This window comes from Paenibacillus plantarum (genome assembly GCF_013141695.1).
In the GTDB taxonomy this organism is placed as follows: Bacteria; Bacillota; Bacilli; order Paenibacillales; family NBRC-103111; genus Paenibacillus_E; species Paenibacillus_E plantarum.
Window position 1 is genome coordinate 15,008 of record NZ_WHNY01000083.1, and the last position, 18,005, is coordinate 33,012.

The window sequence follows — 18,005 nt, forward strand, 5'->3', positions numbered from 1 at the left end:
GGTTTCGTATAATGAGACATGTAACCAAACGGTTTCGCGTTGGCGAGTCCGATGCAAAAGTGATTTTACTGGAAAACTAAGGTAAAGAGTAATTAACAACACTAAACACTGGAGGCTTTTTACAATGGAAAATCAAATGCAATCTCTACCTGATATTAAACAAACACTTGTTTTTAACGCACCTATACAAAAAGTGTGGAACGCTGTAGCCACTTCTGAAGGCATAGCGGTTTGGTTCATGCCGAATAATTTCATGCCAGAAATCGGCTATGAATTCCATTTGGAAGCTGGCCCTTTCGGCAAATCCCCTTGTAAGGTCACAGAATTAGATCCCCCTAATCGCCTAAGCTTCTCTTGGGGCCAGGATTGGTTCTTATCTTTTGAATTGACCGAGTTAGATGGCAAAACACAGTTCACCCTCACCCATGGCGGCTGGGATATCGACAAAGTTACCGAATTCGGTCAACCGCATGATACGGTTCGCGATACGATGTCACAAGGCTGGGCAGGCATCGTCCAAAGGCTATCTGCTTACATCGAGGCTTAAGATGGCTATTCCCGCGCAAAAGCATGACGTCTTCCAGGCCATAGCCGACCCCACGCGACGACATCTGCTGCAGCTTCTGGGTGATCAGGAAATGCCGGTCACGGTCATCTCAGGCCATTTCCCCATGAGCCGTACAGCGGTATCGAAGCATCTTCGTATTCTCGCCGAGGCCGGCTTAGTAAAAGAACGCAAAGTCGGCCGCGAGACCCGTTACCGATTGGAGGCCGAGCCACTGATGGAGCTCAAACGTTGGCTTTCCTTTTACGAGCGCTATTGGGAAAATAAACTCAATGTGCTCAAACGTTTCGTTGAGCAGGATGATGATGCAGCTGAGCTCACATTCACCCCACTTGAAGTGGTGGATCCAGAGAAATAGATGAATTGCGCGAAGAGTCTTCCGTTTGGGGAGGCTCTTTTGCGTTATGTGGTGTTGAGCTGGAGGTGGCTAGGGCGGCGGCGATGGGCCGCGAAATCGAATAAATGGAAAAACTCCAGCTAATTATGGCGTTTTCACATGAAATCGCCGAATAGATGGAATTTATGTAGTTAATTCGAGGGTATTCGGCTTATAGAACAAAAATCGGAGGAATTAGCTGTAGGAAATCCAGTTATTTACATCAACCTCCCTCGACGTGCGGATAGAGGCGCTCAACTGGCCTTAGGGTGGGATTACTCCCACTAAACTACGTTACACTTTACTGCACTCTACTCTACTCTACTCTACTCTACCCACTTCATCTAACATCTTCACCCAACTTCACTTCCCCACTCTCATCCTCATCCCTCACCCGCACGCGTAACTCCTCCCCTCAACAAACTAACAAAAAGTAATTTACTTACTTGACGCAGAAGAATCAAAAGCGTATCATTAGTTACATAAAGTAATTAAATATATTTAAGTACATTAAACATATAGAAGGAGATGTTTTCCCATGATTTCACCAATTTTTGTAGGGCACGGTTCACCGATGATGGCGCTGCAGGATACTGCTTGTACGCAATTCTTACTCGAGTACGGTAAAAAGCTGTCACCCAAAGCCATCGTTATTTTCACTGCGCATTGGGAAACGGAAGTGCTTACCATCTCCTCCACAAATGATGTATATGAAACTATCTATGATTTCCGCGGCTTTCCTGACGAGCTTTTCCAATTAAAATACCCTGCCAAAGGGGATGCCACACTGGCACAATCGATAGCAGAGCGCTTTCAAGCGAAGGGTATTCCTGTTCAACTCGATAGCTCTCGCGGCCTAGACCACGGCTCATGGGTACCATTGTTACGAATGTTCCCTACACCTGAAGTTCCTGTCATTCAAATTTCGGTGAATCCATATTTGCCGCCAGCCGAGCAGTACCGAATCGGCGAAGCCCTGCGTGGTCTGGATCAGGAAGACATCCTGATCATCGGCAGCGGCGCCACCGTGCATAACCTGCGCGCGTTGAACTGGAATGCGACCGAGCCGGATGCTTGGGCGGTCGCTTTTGACGATTGGCTTGCCGCCAATATGCAAGCTAAGAACCTAGAGGCGTTGTTCAACTACGCCGTGGAAGCCCCTAATGCGAAGATGGCCGTGCCTCGCCCTGAGCATTTCATCCCGCTCTACATCGCGATGGGGAGCGGCGATCCTGAGCGGCCAGTTCAGATTATCCACCGTAGCTACGAGGTGGGATCGCTGAGCTATTTGGCCGTTTCATTCTAAGTAGCGCTGCATGCATGACCACCCGCATGAAATTAGTTAGGTTGCACATGCTAACATAACCAATTTCAACAAACAGAGGTGCTCAAGCATTGACATGGACGACTCGCATCATTCAAATCTTATTGGCAGCAGCGTTTGTCATGTTCGGGATTTTGAAGCTGTCCACCCATGAGCTGCAAATGGAAGTCTTCACATCGACCTACGGGTACAGTGTAGGTTTCATGTATATCGTCGGCGCCGTCGAACTCGTCGCTGGCATCGGGCTCATCATCGGCCTATGGCACCCGCGGATTACCCTGCTCTCCGCAGGTGTCATCGCCATGATTATGGCGAGCGCCATGCTGACCCATATTCGCTCCCACGATGGGATGCGGTCATCTGTTCCACTGCTGATCTTCCTAGCGATGGCGATATTCCTCGTTATCAGAAGCTCGCGCGGACAGGAGCGAGCGAGGGCCTAAGAGAGCTACCAAGTAAAGAAGCGTGCAAGCCACTGAGCCTGCACGCTTCTTCTTTAGTTATTCAATGAGCCAAACAATTCGCGAAGGTAATCTCTTCGCCCATGCAAAATACGATGAATAATCGCAGTATTATCTTTAATCCTATAGAAAACCAAGTATGGATTCACGAAAATAAATCGATAGCCATGTTGTATAAGTGAAAATTCTTCATCTGATAATACAGAGCCCATATTTGGAAAATCAGCTAAGGCTGATATTTGATGATCTAAATTATCAAGCATGCTTTCAGCAGCCGTAACATTATCCTGAGAGATAACCGAAAATATCTCGTCCATATCATCAACGGCTACCGGAGAATATTGAATCTTATTCTTTTGCGGCATTAATCTTCCTCCGCATCCTTGCCATTACTTGATCATGATCAAGTAATTCTGCTCCTTCGGCAACCTGCTTTTCAGCTACTAAAAGCTTTGATTGCAATTTAATTCGAGCTTCCATTCTCCGATATGCCTCGTGACTCATTACTACTAAATCAGCTTCCCCATTTCGTGTTATAAACACTGGCTCGTCTATTTCATGGCAATATCTTGAAAATCCATTGTAATCCTGTCGAATTGAAGTAGAGGGCTTAATATTCATTCTATACAACCCCTTTCGAAATGACATTATTCTGACATTATTATATCATTAAACTATCACTCATTACTATTCCTCACTTTGATCATACATTAGATTAAACAAAAATTAATAAAAAAGAGACCCACAGCAACGGGCCGCAGGTCTAAGGTATATATATTAAAAGGGGGTCGAATTTCATTATAGGCTCCGAACCTTAAAGCGAGATGAAATTCCGATGTCATTTGCGTGACAATTGATTCCTCATTTGTTACATCCTGCACCTATCCTATTTCCACGGCTTACTTCGCTTTGATTGGAATATAAATATCCATCTCTACAAGCTCATGCAGGTTCGAATGACAACGTTCATCATAATATTCAAACTCGGCACTCCCCGCATGCTCGTATCCCGAATGAGGAAACCATTCCGTGAAAATCGTCTGCCACGTACTTTGAATCGACGCCACAAACTCCTCCTGCTTCACCTTCGGTGTCGTGAATACTGCGTAATTCGCCTCTGGAAACTCGCGACATACCATATTCTCCGGAACGTCCCCGAAGCTTGTTGCCTCCATCCCGATGATGTAGGTCAAATCCCCGCTCTCCAAGTCGAAATCCGCACAAACGCCAATTTCAACAGGCACCCCTGTGTGAACACGATTCGGAATATGTTGCCCTAACCCTTCTTGCATGTACGTCTGCCAGAACAACGGGATATCTCGGTGATTCTGCCCCTCCTTGCAAGACGTCTTCAATTCGTATCCAATCAATTTGAAACTAGGTTTCGTTTTCAATGCGTAGTCCATACGTATTCCTCCTAAATAGGGATTAAATTTCCGATCCAGCACATTCACTCTGGGATAATTAGGCGGTCGTATGCCTTGCTTGCGATAGGCAAGCGGCGTACGTTCAAACACCTTTTTAAATGCCCTAGAGAAATTCTCCGGGGATTGGAAGCCATTGTCGAGGGCGATATCGATCAACTTCTGTTCGGTGTGTGCGATTTGGTAAGCCGCTCTCGCTAATCTCCTTTTGCGCACATACTCCATCACCGCGTCGCCTACCATCGTTTGAAAAACCCGATGAAAATGAAAGGCAGAGAAACAGGCGACCTCGGCTAAGCATTCAACAGACAGCGGACCCGACAGATGCTCCTCAATATGATCCAGCGTCTTCTGAATCCGCATCTCATAACTGGTGTCCATCGTATGCCCCCTTCAACTTCCTAACCTCAGTTTACGTCATTCGGAACTACGCTTCTTGATATTTCTTGCTCCTTATTTCCAACTTCCTTTGGAAGCAACGGAATACGTCTTGTATTGATTCTTCCCCTTAATTTCAAGAAGATTCAACTGCAGGCCGTAGGCACAACCGCCATCGATCCCGATTTTGTCCGTATCAAACCACACTTCCGCTTTCCCATGAATATCCTTCGTCGTCGTATGTCCAAATACAACAATCTTCTTCACAACGGTTTTCTGTTGCACAAACGGTGCACGAATCCAAATAAAGTCCCGCTCCGGCTGTGTTTTCCAATCTGCATAAGCGGGATTCAGCCCGGCATGGACAAAAATATGCGTGTCATTCTCGTAATAAAGCGGCAGCTCACGTAAAAAGGCCAGATGCTCACTGCAATTCGCCCGAATGCGCTCTTTCGCTGTTTTCAAATCAAAGTCCCTGACTCCGCTAAAGCTTTGGAACGTTTGGATGCCGCCATGCTCAAAAAACTTCATTTCCGTCAAGTCATCGGTACCGCCCATCACTTCCAAAAAACGCTGGTCATGATTCCCTTTGAGGGCAATCGCACCCTTCTCACGCACCAGGAACATCACATGCTCCACAGTCTCCCGACTTGCTGGACCCCGGTCTACATAGTCTCCTAGCAAAATAAGCTGGTCCTCGTCCGCATTATACTTTGCTTTATCTAGTAATTCCTTAAATTCATCCGCACAGCCGTGGATATCGCTGACAGCTAGCAATCGTTTCATAGACGGTTCCCCCTGATGTTCTCTCTTGTCAAACTCCCATGTATATGAAGCTTATTTTAGCATATTTCGTCACTTGCGAGCTTCCTTAATTATGGAAATCCATGTGAAAGCAGGAAAAAGGACGCCCTGAGCGGACGTCCTTCACCAAGAAATTAATTGATAAACTGAACAAATTGTAAGAATCTCTTCAGCATGACCGCGGCTTCCGCTCTAGTCGCTGAAGCTGCCGGGACAAATTCCGTTTCGGTTACGCCGTTTACAATACCAGCGCTTAACGCCCCAGCTACGGCATTATGTGACCACGTACTCAAGCTCTTACTATCCGTAAATTTGTCTAATTGTTTAAGGTCAACAGCAGCTGATTTCCCGGCAAATGTCATTGCTCGCGTGATCATGACCGCCATCTGCTCTCTCGTGATTCTTTCATTCGGTCTGAATGTGTTATCTTCAAAGCCCTCAATTAATCCAGCTTTAGCCGATACGCCTGCCGTCCCCGCAAACCAACTGTTAGCAGGTACGTCCGTGAAACGCGTTGATCCCTCTTCTTTTAAGCCAAGTGATCTAACCAGTAGGGCCGCAAATTCGGCACGCGTAATGTAATTATTAGGTCCAAAAGTAGTATCCGAAGTACCCTTGACTACTAATTTGGAAGCCAACAATTCGATCTCATTCTTCGCCCAATGTCCTTTTACGTCATCGAAAGTCTTCGAAGATTGAACAACGGTGTAGATACTATTACCCTGACGTTTGATTGTAACTTCTGCCTTGCCATTTACGGTTGTTACTACCGCTGGAACGAAAGACATCTCTCCGGTTTCCGGGTTGAACAATACCGCAGTTAGTTGATTGGAATCTACTGTTTTCACTAAGGTAATCGTTCTTGGCACGTACGTATTCCCGAAATTGTCTACTGTTACCGTCTTCCCATTGCCTTCCGCGGTAATAGTGAAATCCACTGCACCAGAAAGCAGCGTTAATCCAGCTTGTTTGGCCTTAGCGTTAATTAGTTCAGCCGTAGGGCCCGTTACTTTTTCAATCGTGATATTAATTTTCACGTTGCTCACATCGGTTCCAAGCGCTGTCGCTATATTCGCAAGATCCAACGATTTGGCAGGGAGATCGTAAGTAACCTCATTACTTTTAATGGACAACACGGCATCTGGCGCGTTTTTCAGACCTGCCGATAAGGCGTTAGCATCAACCTGAACTTTAGCAGTCCCTTCCGTGCTATTGACATCAATCGTAATCTTTTGCTTATTGGATTCATTGGATTTGAGTGCATCAAATGCTTTCCCCAATGTGCCGCCATCTACCGAAACGACCGCCACAATTTTCCCATTAATCGTTTGATTTACTGGGGTGATTGATACTTGTACGCCGCCATCAATGATTGTTGGAGCAGCTGGTGCTGCACCTCCAGAACCTCCAGTTGAATTATCAGTTGATCTAAAAGGCACTACACTTGTTGAATTCGAATATTGACCTTCCCCTAAATCGTTTACTCCAGTTACCTTGTAATAATAAGTTATGCCGTTAGTTAATTCGCCATTTGTATACGTTGCATTCGTAACGTTTGTTGCAATTTTTTCATATGGACCAACTTCAGCCATGCCACGATAAACGTTATAGTAAGTAGCACCAGTAACGGTCCTCCATGTTAATATCGCTTTTGCGTCACTTGCGGACGCGGTCAGGTTTGTTGGAGCAGAAAGCGGTGCGATAAGCTGAAGGAATGTCCCCAAGTTGATGCTGCCATCTTGATTTCTCGTGTACGATTCAACTGGTTCTAGACTTGTAAAGTTTGCATCTGTAAGTCGAATACCCGATTTGTTAACAGATTTGGAACCGTCGAACATATAGTTATTGTCGGCTTTTAATTCTGCAGGGTAACTATCTTTGACAGATACCGTTTTTTGATAGGATACAAAGCCATTAATTGTGAAATCAGTAGGTATGCCTGAATACGTTGTAAAACTTAAGTTGCCTTTGGCATTGTTAAAGCCAATATTATTTTCAGCTCTGACACCAGGGTTACTATTACTTGTAAAACCATTAGCACCATTGCCAAAAGCCATACTGTTGCGAATCAAATGTGGAACATGAATGCCTTCGCCACCTAGCTTGAAACCATTCTTGTCTCCTTCGCCTACTCTGCCATTCGTTAGTGTCCCGTTATTATAGGCAATGCTGTCTTCAATCGTTACAGCGCCGATCGCCCCTGTACCCACCTTTGTATATAGATCCCAACCATCATCAATGTTATTGTGGGCAATATCACCACGGAACACATTGCCTAGACCAGCTGTTAGTTTTGCTGCGAAACCATCGGCATTGTTATTGGATGGATCTATATTATCAAAGGATTCGCAGTTCAAAATCAGATTATAAGACGGCCATGTCGTTTTGTCAGTTGATCCGTCCGTACTGCTAATTTGCAGCCCCGTGTCACCATTAGCATAAAATCTACTTTGCTCAACGATGTTATAATTGCCGCCTACTGTAAAACCTTTCGTGTTCGGACCTGTGCGTGTAAAATCAATTCCTTTAATATGCCAATAATCCCCGCTCAACACAACGCCTTCGGATTTCTTATCAAAATCAATAATTGGCGTCGCACCTGGAGCTGCCTCGAGATATTTCTTTGCGGAAGGCGTACCGTCATTGCCCTTCTTAATATCAAGCTTGGCATTACGCACATATCTACCATCTTGAAGGATGATCTTCTGCCCTGCGCTCACATAAGCAATAGCTGTGTCAAGATCAAGCGGACTATCGATTGTACCTGTACCTGCACTTGTACCTGTTGGCGATACATAGATATCACCGCCTGGAACAAACGTCTTCATGGATACTGAAAAGTTGGCTACCTGTTTATCATACGACGTCAACAACTGCGTATCATGTGGTAAAAACACAGCGCCAAAGTTCGTGTACGTATTCTGGGTGACTGTTGTAGGTAAGGTAATCATTTTACCCGCTTCAACGTTCAATTCTGTTGCGATGACATGTTGATCCTGTTTAATCGTTACCGTACCGTTTACATTCGACTTTATGGATAAGGAATAATCCATTTTTGAAGTTTTATCTAGAGAAACAAATTGGAAATCAGGTGTAACAGGCAGATTAGGAGCCTCAACCTTAGGCGTATCCGTTTCTGCTGCCGTTACGATCAGTTCGATATTACTAACATCAATTGTTGCAAGACGAGCCGTATAAAACCCTACATACATTTTGGAATCTTGAACAATCATAATGTCTGGAACAAAAATCTTTTGCTCCTGCTCATTGTTAATCTTTCCAGTGAAGCCGCTATTCGTTTTGGTGAGCGTGAGCTTATAAGGCGTGTTGCTCGATGAAGGTCTTTCATTTCTTAACATCACGCTTTGAATGCCCTTACTGCCTTTGCCATCACTAGATTCGACACCTGATCTTACGAATAATTGGGTGCCGTTGTCTTTCGTTGTGCCACCGCTGTATCCACCAATAGCTGCAATGTTGGAGGCGAATACACTAGAATCACCTGCAGTTCCAATGGCATCTCTCGCCATAATCCCGAAAGATTCTTGGCCGTCGTAAGGCGTTTTCGCATAAGCATTGACTTTAATGTCTGCCGATAAGACAAAGTTATCTTTCATAGCGTCCAATTCTACGTAGTAAAAGGAAATACCATCATGATCGCCAGTAACCTTACCACCGCCGTCTAAAGCAACGAGTTGTACGCTTCCGTCTACTTTTGGCGTGATGGTATTACTTCCTGCAGACGAAGATTGGCCGAATCTAATCGGATTCCAGGTATAGGTCACTGGTTCTCTAACCGTCACTTTATAGACGATAGGCCCAATGCCTCCATCGGTAGGAATGATCTTAATGTCATAAACGCCAGCTATGTTCTTAGTATAATTCGAGCTATCGATTGTATAGACAGCTGGTGCTAGGACTTCTTGATCCTTGTTGTCGTACAATTTTGAAACCATTAGTCCGCTAGTGCTTACATCTTCACCAATTCGGTAGGTTGTTTTAGGATATTGCGTAACTTGGATCCCCGTTAATTCTTTTTGTTTGACCGTAACGGCGACATTAGCTTGTTGTCCTCTGTACGAAATGACAACTGGCTTCGAACCCGCAGTGGTTGTGTCGAGTGCGGTTGTATAATCTTCGGACAAAAGTCTTACTTTCGAATTGTCACTATAGCGGGCATACACAACCATCCCGTTAGGTTTAAACGAATCGCCCAGATAATACAGTGTTTTTTGCGGAGGTTGTGCGATTTCCAAACCAGTCAATTGAGCTTCATTAACAGTTACGTTAAATGTCGTGACCGTTGAAGGCGTCTCTATCGATCTGACTGTAACTATTTTTGATCCGGGAGTATTGAAGGCATATGTGGAACCTGTTACCGTCGCTTCTGAAATGGAGAATGTGTATTTATCACTTGCGAGATCTGTCATAACCCCTGAATTGTAGGCTGCCGTAACTACGAAACCTTCAGGATCAAATAGATCTCCTACATAATATTCCGTCTTGGCAGGAAAATATTTGATTCCCAATGCCATAGCTGTTAAAGGCACGATGGTCAGATTAATCGTTTGGAACGCACCGTTAAAGCTAATCGTTATTGGGATTGTCCTCAATTGACTACTATCAAAACCCGTAATCACATAATCGCTTGTCGAAAGAACTTCCTCACTATGATCTGCGTATACACCTGTTACCTTTAAACCGGTTGTATCTAAACTTGTATCTTTCAAATACTCCGTTTTCATTGAAGTCGTGTCTAGTTTTAATTGAATTGGAGCTCTAGGATCGACTTTAATATCGAAATCACTAAACGTGATTTTGGCATCTCTTGCCGCATACATACCGACATAGATTTTACTGCTGAATAAATTATCGAGTTTAAACTTTTCGCTTTTGCCATTAGCCGTTACGACATAGGCGTCGCCTGTTTTTCTGATTTTCAGCACATACTCTTCATCCGCAGTAGGAGCATTCAAATCACTAAATGCTATTTTTGTTTGAGTTCCTGTGACTGGTGTACCTCCAACACCTTGTTTGTAAAACGCCTGCATATTGCTTGTAGTAGCTGTAAGACCAAAGCCACCCACTGCAACGTAGTTGGACGTTTGTGTGGAACCGCTTGTCCCCACGCTCCCGCGCAGCATTAACCCAAATGATTTTTGAGCTGGAGTGGAAATGGTGGATTTACTGTTAAAATTCACTACTTTCGCTTTCGCAGAAATTTCAAAATTGGCATCCGTAGGTATGTCTAGTGTTTTATAATAAAAAGATATACCTTCATTATCTGATGCTATTTTGCCATTAGTTGCTTCTAACGTGATAGAGCCATCTGCATTACCAGTAGGACTAAGATTAGTTGTTGTAGAATTTGTACTTGATCCGAAAGCGCTAAATTGCCAATCCCCAATTGCTGCTGCCGATCCGCTAAAAGGAATCATCGATAATACTAAAGCAAATGACAAAACCATTGCCAACAACCTTTTGTGTTGTTTCAAGTAACATCCCTCCAACATTTTTGTATGCGCTTACTTTTTGGTAAGAAGAAGAACTATGTAATGAACGTAAGGATAGAAGGACGTCTTCAGGCGCCCTTTTCCTCCAAATCTCACGCTTGCGAACGAACCGTCACTTTCTCTTCTTCTAGGTAGTCCAGCTCCATCGTCTGTCTTCCTGAGAAGAATACATCCTCAGAACGAGCCACACGCGCAACCGGCGTCGCGGTATGCTTCCCCTTCATGGTAAGCGAGTGAACATCGACGCCACGCGTATCTTCCAAACAAAGAGCAGGACCTTGACGCGTCTCGATACGCACATGATGAAGCTCCAAGTCCGCTACATGCTTGCACAGCATGCCGTCGCCAGCCATGATTAACTTCTCGCGCACCATGTCAGGCTCATCTCCCTGCTCCGTAGGATCCGTCGTCATCTCGATGTGCACATGGGATAGCTGCACGTCACGAATCGGCATTTCTGGCAGTCCATAGAGGAAGCCAGCAGCGGCACGAGTCCGCTTCGCGGTTACTTGATGGATCCGAATGTGTTCGATCACAGGTGTGCATTCCGTTACGGGAACGGCTTCTGGACTGCTGATCAACGGGTCGCTTTCGTCAACGCCGTGCCGGTAGAACGAGTTAATCGTTAACGGACAGCACACATCTTCCATATAAATATTGCTGACTAAGATATTCTTGATGTACCCGCCGCGAGCGCGGTTCGTTTTCATCCGTATGCCACGATCGGTCCCTGTGAAAATACAATTGGAAATGACCACATTCCGAATACCGCCAGCCATCTCGCTGCCGAGCACGACACCGCCATGTCCTCTCAACATCGTACAGTTGGTAATCACGATATTCTCGGAAGGCTTGCCCACCCGTCGGCCATCTTCATCGATGCCGGATTTGATGCACAAGCAATCATCGCCAACATCGAAGAAGCAATCAGAAATACGGACATTTTGGCAAGAGTCGATATCCAGTCCGTCGCCATTAGGCGTATCATTCGGGTTCTTAATCGAAACCCCATGAAGCTGAACATCCGAGCAATAGACGAGATGTGTATTCCAGAAAGGGGAATTCTGCAAGGTTATACCTTCGAGCCTAACGCCTTCACAATCTATCAATTGCAGCAGCGGCGGCCTTAGAAATTGGGAGGACCACTCCACAATATTGCTCTTCACCGTTTCCAGCAACGCCCGATTCTTCACTTTGAGCTCTTGCGTTTGCGCCGAATCCACTGTACCGCCTTTGCGAATCTCACGATACACTTGCCACCAGGCACTGCCTTGCCCATCAATGATGCCATCACCTTTGATCGCTACCTTCTTCAAGCCCCTCCCATAAATGAGCGGGGAGTACCCGTAGCATTCGTAACCTGACCAGCGCGTCTGTACGAGGGGGTACTTGTCGAACTCGCTGGTAAACATCAGCTTTGAGCCCGTCTCAAGCTCCAACGTCATGTAGCTGAGCAGCTCAATCCTGCCCGTGAGATACGTACCCGCTGGGACGAATACCGTTCCGCCGCCATGTAGCGAGCAGGCTTCGATCGCTGCCGCGATCGCCTGCGTGTTATCGGTTTCGCCATCACCAACAGCGCCGAACGTCGTTATGTTATATATCGCCATAGGTCGCTCCTTCGGATCCTTACTTGTTCAATGCTTCAACTTCCACGCACGCCATGACAAAAGCTCCCACACCATGCAGATCATTCTCACTCGTTGGACGCGTTACATAGTTCTCATAGTCACCCGCCGATGTTCCAATACAAATCAGCGGCAAAATAACTCTTCCTTGCTCATCAAATTTCAACGTGCGCAGCAAGCCTTCATACCCTTTCACCGCTGCTGCCGCACATTCACGGTCAACAACCCCAAGATTCACGGCTTTGGCGATCGTGTAGACGAACAGACTTGTACAGGAGCTTTCCAGCCAGTTATCCGGTTGATTGCCTTTGTCGATCACCTGATACCAGAGGCCGCTATCAGCATCCTGGTAGCGGATCAACGCATGCACGAAGTCGTGCAGCGAGCTGACCAGCGCTACGCGCCCTGGCTCGTCTGCCGGCAATTCGTCGAGGAACTGCGAGACGGCTAAGCCGTACCAGCCAAGCGAACGCCCCCAGAATTCCGGCGAGCAGCCGGTTTCGGGGTTCGCCCACGGCATGCGGCGGCTTTCGTCCCACGCATGGTACAGCAGACCCGTGCGCTCGTCTTTCATATACTTGCGCATAAGCTGCTCTTGATGCAGCACGGTTTGGCGCAAGCTTGTTTCGCCGAAGGCGTTCGCGTATTTCAGCGAGAAGACGCCGGCCATGTACAGACCGTCCAACCACATTTGGTTGGCGTATTTATCTTTGTGCCAGAACCCACCTTCGGAGGTGAGGTTCAGGGTCTTGAGCAGATTGCGCAGCTTATCTGCAGCTGCGCGGTATTTGGGCTGGCCTGTGCGCTGTTCGATGCGGAACAGCAGCAGCCCAGCTTGCATCGCGTCGAGCTCGTCGCGCGCGAAGTAGAGACTGCCATTGTCATCGACTAGGCCGTCGACATAACCTTGGATATACGCGTCATAGCGCGTATCCGGATTGGCTTGTGCAAGCATTTCCATGCCGCACAGGAATACGCCCTGATGGTAATGCCAGCGCCCAGCGGGCGGAAGCTGCATCGGCGTATGCATGTCCATGATCGAGTCGCAGGCAGCTTGTGCCCACTCCAGTGGTGTACGGGTTGTTGTTGAAGCCATGATGTGTTTCCCCTTTCCAGGATAGTATCCATTTAAATGGAAAAACTCCATCTAATTTCCTCACTTTAGGCGTGTTTGAAGAACTAACTGTATTTTCTACAGTTAGTTCCTCTCCTTTTAGCGAGAAACGGTTGAATTGGCCGAATTAGCTGGAGTTTTTCCATCTAGTTGTTGAGATCTGTCTATTTCTTAAAAAATAGATGTAGTTTTTCCACTTAACTTCTGCGACATGGCGGGAAGTGCTGGGTTGCCAGGTTGTCTATGGGTTTGACTATCCTTTGATGGATCCAATCATCGCACCCTTAGCAAAATGCTTCTGCAAGAACGGATACACTAATAGAATCGGAAGAGTCGCTACGACGATTACTGCCATTTTAATCGACTGGGCTGGTGGCGGTGCCACGCTGTCCAAGTCAGAGCTTACGTCCATACCGCTGGCAAGGACGACAATTTGGCGAAGCAAAACCTGAATCGGCCATTTGGCACTTTCATTGATATAGAGAATCGCGCTCATATACGTGTTCCAATACGTTACCGCGTAGAACAATGAAATCGTTGCAATCGCAGGCATCGACAACGGTAGCACGATACGGAACAAGATACCGAAGTCGCTGCAGCCATCAATTTTAGCCGACTCCTCCAGTCCTTCAGGGATGTTCTGGAAGAAGTTTTTCAAAATAATTAAGTTAAACGCACTGACTGCTGTTGGCAGAATCAACGCCGCATAGGTGTCGATCATGCCAAGCTCCTTAACCACCAGGAACGTCGGGATCAACCCGCCGTGGAACAACATGGTGAATACAACGAGGAACATAATCACTTTACGACCATCCACATCTCTGCGTGCCAAGCCGTAAGCCATCAATGCTGTGATGAACATACTAATCACGGTGCCGATAGCCGTCGTCCCAATCGAGACCGCCATCGCTTTGAATATCGTATTCGTCGAAAATATAAACCGATAAGCCTCGATACTCCAATCCGTCGGAATGAGGACGAATTTCTTCGCCGCCATTTCCGCACTCGTCGTGAAGGAACCTGCCACCACGTGCACGAAGGGGATGATCGTAACCAATCCGATAATCGTTAATAACAAATAGTTGATGATACCGAACGTTCTGCCGGCAATTGTTTTATCTTCTACCACGACTTTCAACCTCCTAGCTGCTTACACGCTACACAAGCCTAGTAAACGCCTTCTTCGCCCATTTTCTTTGCAATTCGATTCACAATCATCACCAGAACAAGTCCAATAAAGGATTTGAACAAACCAATTGCTGCACTGTAGCTGAATTGCCCTTGTTTCAAACCTGCTGTATATACATAAGTATCAATGATCTCAGCAACTTCTCGGTTCATGGAGTTAAGAAGCAAATACACATGTTCGAAACCGAGCTCGAGAACCGCACCAATTTTCAAAATTAGTAAAACAATAATGACACTTCGGATCGCCGGCAGCGTAATGTGCCACACTTGTCTAAGACGTCCTGCGCCATCCATACGAGCAGCTTCATACAATCCGGGGTCAATGGAGGCAATAGCCGCCAAATAAATGATCGTTCCCCAACCTGCTTCACGCCAAATCACTTGCAGAATATAAATCGGTCTGAACCATTCTGGAGCAAGTAAGAAATTCACCTTTTCAAAGCCGAAATACGTAATCATTTCATTAATAACGCCGCCGTCCATAGTCAGCATAACGAAGCTGATGGAGACGATAATGACCCAAGACATAAAGTGAGGCAGGTACACGATTGTTTGAAACACTTTCTTGAAGAGATTCCCTCTAACTTCATTCAGCATGAGCGCCAAGATGATGGGGATTGGGAAATAAAACAAGAGATTCATAACGAACAAGATTAACGTATTGCTCAAAATATTTAAGAAGTCCGGCTCTGTAAACAATCGCTGAAAATGCTCGAGACCGACCCATTCACTCCCCGTAATTCCTTTGAAAGGCTTGTAGTTCTGGAAGGAAATGATCAATCCATACATCGGGATGTATTTGAAAACGATAAAATACAAAATCCCCGGCAGCAACATGACATAAATCCATTTGTTTTTCCAAAGACGCCTGCTTAGTTCACTGCTCGACTTCCTTGCGACAACACTTTGCGAAACATTCACTTCTTGCATAGGACTTCTTCCTTTCCTTAAAAGGAGAAGACTGCCGCGGTGCAAGCAGCCCTCTCGCCTTGACTAGTCAGACACTGTGTTGCTGAATTACTTTTTAAGTGCGTTGTATTCTTCGATGATTTTGCTGCCGCCACGACTTTTCCAATCTTCAATCGCTTTATCAAATCCATCTTTATCCAGTGTTCCGTAAATGTATTTGTTCGTTGCATCCGTGATAACCGCTTGCAATTGAACACCTTTTTCAAGGTTTGTTTTGGAATCTAGCGCTGCAACTGGATCTTGAACAGCGAACTTCAGGTTCGCGATTTTCAATTCATCCGCTTTACCTTGTGCAGGGATCGTTGGAATACCCAAGAATCTGCCCGACGTATCTTCATCACCAATCGCTGCATCTGTGAATGGTTTTACTTCGCGTGTCCATTTTTCTTCATCCAGCTTCTTCGCTTTGTTATCGACTACGCTGTAGTTCGCATCTTTAATGCCCCAGTTCGCCATGTTCGCTACTTCTGGTGTCATCATTTTGTCGAAGTACGCTAGCACTTTACGAAGATCTGCTTCTGTTTTGTTCGAGGATTTCGGGAACAGCACGACGTTTGCATAGCCAGGCAGTGCCCATGCTGCGAATTTACCGTCAGGTCCAGCTACCATGCTGTGTACATCGACTACGGCTGTCGGTACGTTTTTGACCAAGTCTTTGTTCAATGTGGAAACGTCCGTCATCGCTCCGATATACATACCTGCTGTTCCGCTTGTGAACAGTTTTTGTTGATCTGTTTTACTTGTAGCAGCGAAATCTTTATTGATGTAGCCGCCATCACGCATTTTTTTGAAATAATCCATCGTCGCTACATATTGCGGGAACATGAATTCCGGAGCTAGCTTACCATCCTTAGTGCCCCAGTTATTCGGCGTGCCCTGCCAAGCTGCAACTGTTTTGAATGCGCCATAGATCAGATCGTTACGATCGGTTAGACCAATGGTGTCTTTTTTGCCATTTCCGTCAGGATCGTTTTCCGTAAACGCTTTCGCCATGGCGAACAATTCATCTAGATTAGCAGGAGGTTTCAGACCCAACTTGTCTGCCCAGTCTTTACGGTAGATGAGTCCTTGACGAGCAATGTCTACACCGCGGTACAAGGTGTACAATTTGCCATCCACTTTCGTATTGTCATTCGTTGTGGATTTCAATTTGCTAAGGTTCGGGAAGTCTTTCAATAGTGGCCCGATCTCCCAGAATTGACCGTCACGGATCGCGGATTTCATTTGAATGAAGGTTGCTTGGTTTTTCAAATACGTTACTTGTGGCAGTGCTCCTGTTGCAAATGTCGTATTCAACTTCTCTTCATACGTGTCTGCTGGGAAGAATTGATACGTCAGTTTCGTGTTCGTCAGCTTTTCAAGTTCTTTAATAATGGTATCTGGTGGCGTTTGTGCCGTATTGAGTGGTGCCATGATGGTAATTGCTGTCGGTGTATTGTCTGTCGGCTTCGGTGCTGTTGTTGTCGTTGCTGCCACTGATGACGATGCTGCAGTTGTCGATGCAGGCGTTTCTTTATCTCCGCATGCTGCCAAAGCAAAGCTGGAAACGAGTAGTACGCTTAGTGGAATCGTAACTAAATTTCTCTTCATATCGGTTTGACCTCCGTGAAAATGTTGTGTGCTACAACTCACACATTACACGGTTCGGGGGAGGTACCGAAACAATCATTTACTCATATAACCCACGTCTGACGCGGGATGTGAGATGATGATTATCGGGAGGGGAAATGATTATTGAGGAGGCCTTTAAGGCCGCGTGGTTGAGTCTTTAGGCCTAAAAGGACAAAAGAAAAAGCCTACCTGTTGGTAGACTCGTTATGATATATTTATTAAGTACAATCTCAACTTGTGTGCGGCTCCCTCCGGAAAGGAGGTTGATGCCATGGAAGCTTTCCAAACGATAATCGTTATGCTCGCGTTCGGTACGTTTATACTGGCGCTTCTAACATATATCGAAAAACGAAAGTAACCCACTCAGGCTGACTACCTAACCAGTGGGTTACACCTTGCTTATACCTTGGAGGTTGCCCACCAAATTATTGTGCAGGAGACGTGTTGGTAGCACGTCTCTTTTCTATTTATAATCTTATCACGCCTTATTTATACTCGCAACTTACTTATTGCCTTAGACGCTTACCTCGATCAGCAATTAACTGGAAAACCTCCATCTAATTCCACCGAAATGCACCCAATATCGAAGATAGATGGAAAACCTCCATCTAATTTAAGCTAAATTACTCATATGGCCAATAGTAGCTCGA

The 18,005-nt window shown here is 45.9% G+C and carries 15 protein-coding genes; 5 read left to right on the forward strand and 10 right to left on the reverse strand.

Annotation, left to right across the window (positions count from 1 at the left end; all coding sequences use genetic code 11):
- Positions 1-124 precede the first annotated feature (124 nt).
- From GC096_RS34240 to GC096_RS34255, 4 genes are all read left to right on the forward strand, one after another.
- On the forward strand, positions 125-547 hold the full coding sequence (locus GC096_RS34240) for an SRPBCC family protein (protein ID WP_171636963.1): 423 nt from the start codon (positions 125-127) through the stop codon (positions 545-547).
- Between the two features lies 1 nt (position 548).
- A complete protein-coding gene (locus GC096_RS34245) occupies positions 549-923 on the forward strand; it encodes an ArsR/SmtB family transcription factor (protein ID WP_171636964.1) in 375 nt (124 codons plus the stop codon).
- 556 nt (positions 924-1,479) lie between these two features.
- Entirely contained in the window at positions 1,480-2,247 is a 768-nt protein-coding gene (locus GC096_RS34250) for a DODA-type extradiol aromatic ring-opening family dioxygenase (protein ID WP_171636965.1), read from the forward strand.
- A gap of 89 nt (positions 2,248-2,336) precedes the next feature.
- Positions 2,337-2,708 carry a DoxX family protein gene (locus GC096_RS34255; RefSeq protein ID WP_171636966.1) on the forward strand — a complete coding sequence of 124 codons (372 nt, stop codon included), beginning with the start codon at positions 2,337-2,339 and terminating at the stop codon, positions 2,706-2,708.
- A gap of 53 nt (positions 2,709-2,761) precedes the next feature.
- Here the strand turns inward: GC096_RS34255 and GC096_RS34260 are convergent, their stop codons facing one another.
- The 10 genes from GC096_RS34260 to GC096_RS34305 all read right to left on the reverse strand — a co-directional run bounded on the left by GC096_RS34260 (position 2,762) and on the right by GC096_RS34305 (position 17,334).
- A complete protein-coding gene (locus GC096_RS34260) occupies positions 2,762-3,091 on the reverse strand; it encodes a type II toxin-antitoxin system RelE/ParE family toxin (RefSeq protein WP_171636967.1) in 330 nt (109 codons plus the stop codon).
- Positions 3,075-3,347 carry a type II toxin-antitoxin system Phd/YefM family antitoxin gene (locus GC096_RS34265; RefSeq protein ID WP_171636969.1) on the reverse strand — a complete coding sequence of 91 codons (273 nt, stop codon included), beginning with the start codon at positions 3,345-3,347 and terminating at the stop codon, positions 3,075-3,077. Before GC096_RS34265 ends, GC096_RS34260 begins: the two co-directional genes overlap by 17 nt.
- 278 nt (positions 3,348-3,625) lie before the next feature.
- The gene (locus GC096_RS34270; RefSeq protein WP_171636971.1) at positions 3,626-4,531 is read right to left on the reverse strand and encodes an AraC family transcriptional regulator; all 906 of its coding nucleotides are present in this window, start codon (positions 4,529-4,531) and stop codon (positions 3,626-3,628) included.
- A 72-nt stretch (positions 4,532-4,603) separates the two neighbouring features.
- Entirely contained in the window at positions 4,604-5,314 is a 711-nt protein-coding gene (locus tag GC096_RS34275) for a metallophosphoesterase family protein (protein WP_171636973.1), read from the reverse strand.
- Between the two features lie 152 nt (positions 5,315-5,466).
- Positions 5,467-10,827, reverse strand: coding sequence for a right-handed parallel beta-helix repeat-containing protein (locus GC096_RS34280; RefSeq protein ID WP_171636975.1), 5,361 nt, complete (start codon positions 10,825-10,827; stop codon positions 5,467-5,469).
- Positions 10,828-10,937: 110 nt separating this feature from the next.
- Positions 10,938-12,455: a glycoside hydrolase family 28 protein gene (locus tag GC096_RS34285; RefSeq protein WP_171636977.1), complete on the reverse strand. Its 1,518-nt coding sequence runs from the start codon at positions 12,453-12,455 to the stop codon at positions 10,938-10,940.
- A gap of 19 nt (positions 12,456-12,474) precedes the next feature.
- Positions 12,475-13,569, reverse strand: a complete 1,095-nt coding sequence (locus tag GC096_RS34290) for a glycoside hydrolase family 88/105 protein (RefSeq protein ID WP_171636978.1) — start codon at positions 13,567-13,569, stop codon at positions 12,475-12,477.
- A 271-nt stretch (positions 13,570-13,840) separates the two neighbouring features.
- A complete protein-coding gene (locus GC096_RS34295) occupies positions 13,841-14,716 on the reverse strand; it encodes a carbohydrate ABC transporter permease (RefSeq protein WP_171636981.1) in 876 nt (291 codons plus the stop codon).
- A 38-nt stretch (positions 14,717-14,754) separates the two neighbouring features.
- Positions 14,755-15,705, reverse strand: coding sequence for an ABC transporter permease (locus GC096_RS34300; protein ID WP_171636983.1), 951 nt, complete (start codon positions 15,703-15,705; stop codon positions 14,755-14,757).
- 87 nt (positions 15,706-15,792) lie between these two features.
- Positions 15,793-17,334, reverse strand: a complete 1,542-nt coding sequence (locus GC096_RS34305) for an extracellular solute-binding protein (protein ID WP_171636985.1) — start codon at positions 17,332-17,334, stop codon at positions 15,793-15,795.
- A gap of 292 nt (positions 17,335-17,626) precedes the next feature.
- On the opposite strand from GC096_RS34305, the gene GC096_RS34310 reads away from it, so the two are divergent.
- Positions 17,627-17,713 carry a putative holin-like toxin gene (locus GC096_RS34310; protein ID WP_171637038.1) on the forward strand — a complete coding sequence of 29 codons (87 nt, stop codon included), beginning with the start codon at positions 17,627-17,629 and terminating at the stop codon, positions 17,711-17,713.
- The last annotated feature ends 292 nt before the right edge of the window (positions 17,714-18,005 follow it).

Coding starts and splice junctions, on each gene's coding strand:
- GC096_RS34250 (WP_171636965.1), top strand. CDS start 1,480: ATGATTTCACCAATTTTTGTAGGGCACGGTTCACCGATGATGGCGCTG.
- GC096_RS34290 (WP_171636978.1), bottom strand. CDS start 13,569: ATGGCTTCAACAACAACCCGTACACCACTGGAGTGGGCACAAGCTGCC.
- GC096_RS34275 (WP_171636973.1), bottom strand. CDS start 5,314: ATGAAACGATTGCTAGCTGTCAGCGATATCCACGGCTGTGCGGATGAA.
- GC096_RS34265 (WP_171636969.1), bottom strand. CDS start 3,347: ATGAATATTAAGCCCTCTACTTCAATTCGACAGGATTACAATGGATTT.
- GC096_RS34305 (WP_171636985.1), bottom strand. CDS start 17,334: ATGAAGAGAAATTTAGTTACGATTCCACTAAGCGTACTACTCGTTTCC.
- GC096_RS34260 (WP_171636967.1), bottom strand. CDS start 3,091: ATGCCGCAAAAGAATAAGATTCAATATTCTCCGGTAGCCGTTGATGAT.
- GC096_RS34310 (WP_171637038.1), top strand. CDS start 17,627: ATGGAAGCTTTCCAAACGATAATCGTTATGCTCGCGTTCGGTACGTTT.
- GC096_RS34300 (WP_171636983.1), bottom strand. CDS start 15,705: ATGCAAGAAGTGAATGTTTCGCAAAGTGTTGTCGCAAGGAAGTCGAGC.
- GC096_RS34240 (WP_171636963.1), top strand. CDS start 125: ATGGAAAATCAAATGCAATCTCTACCTGATATTAAACAAACACTTGTT.
- GC096_RS34245 (WP_171636964.1), top strand. CDS start 549: ATGGCTATTCCCGCGCAAAAGCATGACGTCTTCCAGGCCATAGCCGAC.
- GC096_RS34285 (WP_171636977.1), bottom strand. CDS start 12,455: ATGGCGATATATAACATAACGACGTTCGGCGCTGTTGGTGATGGCGAA.
- GC096_RS34270 (WP_171636971.1), bottom strand. CDS start 4,531: ATGGACACCAGTTATGAGATGCGGATTCAGAAGACGCTGGATCATATT.